This is a genomic window from Achromobacter sp. NFACC18-2 (assembly GCF_900108985.1).
In the GTDB taxonomy this organism is placed as follows: domain Bacteria; phylum Pseudomonadota; class Gammaproteobacteria; order Burkholderiales; family Burkholderiaceae_B; genus Achromobacter.
Genome location: NZ_FNYM01000019.1, coordinates 1 through 1,325, shown reverse-complemented (window position 1 = coordinate 1,325; position 1,325 = coordinate 1). Strand labels below are relative to the sequence as shown.

Sequence of the window (1,325 nt, the reverse complement as noted above, 5' to 3'; positions counted from 1 at the left end):
ATGTTGCCCGGCAGTGCAATGCCACTGGCGGAATTGCCCGTCAGCGTAGCTTCCAACGTCAGGTTCTCGCGGCCTTCGAAGGTGACATCATCGGTCGTCGGGACCGTGACGACGATGCCGCCGGTCGTGCCGGCAGGCACGGTGACGCTATACGAGCCATCCGCGTTGGCGGTGACCGTGGCAGGCTTACCGCCGATCATGACGGTGGGCGTACCCACATCGCCCGCTTCGATCTGGCCGCCCAGCGTGAAGGTCAGCGTAGTGTCGGCGTCGACGGACTTGGTCAGCGCGACGTTGAAGACCGCGTCGCTGCCTTCGTTGACATCGCCTGCGTCCGAGACGGTGAGCGCGGGCACGTCCGCGCCCGGGTTCGGGTTGGACGGGTCAGTGCTTTCGGTATCGACAATCGTGGCGCTACCGCTATCGCTAATGTTGCCCGGCAAGGCAACGCCGCTGGCGGAATTGCCCGTCAGCGTAGCTTCCAACGTCAGTTGCTCACGGCCTTCGAACACCGTGTCATCGGTCGTCGGGACCGTGACGACGATGCCGCCCGTGGTGCCGGCCGGCACGGTGACACTGTAGGTTCCATCCGGATTGGCGGTGACCGTAGCGGGCTTACCGCCGATCATGACCGTGGGCGTACCCACATCGCCCGTTTCGATCTGGCCGCCCAGCGTGAAGGTCAGCGTGGTGTCGGCGTCGACCGGCTTGGTCAGTGCAACGTTGAAGACGGCGTCGCTGCCTTCGTTGACATCGCCTGCGTCGGAGACGGTCAGGGACGGCACGTCCGCGCCGGGGTTCGGGTTGGACGGATCAGTGCTCTCGGTATCGACAATCGTGGCGCTGCCGCTGTCGGTGATGTTGCCAGGCAAGGCAACGCCACTGGCGGAATTGCCCGTCAGCGTAGCTTCGAGGATCAGGTTCTCGCGGCCTTCGAAGGTGACATCATCGGTGGTCGGGACCGTAACGACGATGCCGCCGGTCGTGCCGGCCGGCACGGTGACGCTGTAGGTTCCATCCGAATTGGCGGTGACCGTGGCAGGCTTGCCGCCGATCATGACGGTGGGCGTACCCACATCGCCCGCTTCGATCTGGCCTCCCAGCGTGAAGGTCAGCGTAGTGTCGGCGTCGACCGGCTTGGTCAGTGCAACGTTGAAGACGGCGTCGTTGCCTTCGTTGACGTCCCCGGCGTCCGAGACCGTCAGGGACGGCACGTCGGCGCCCGGGTTCGGGTTGGACGGGTCGGTGCTTTCGGTATCGACAATCGTGGCGCTGCCGCTGTCGGTAATGTTGCCCGGCAAGGCAACGCCGCTGGCGGAATTGCC

General features: G+C 65.2%; 1 protein-coding gene. It reads right to left on the bottom strand.

The window, feature by feature from the left end; genetic code table 11:
• On the bottom strand, positions 1 to 1,325 hold a 1,325-nt coding region (locus BMW75_RS29555), incomplete at both ends, for a hypothetical protein (RefSeq protein WP_217646965.1).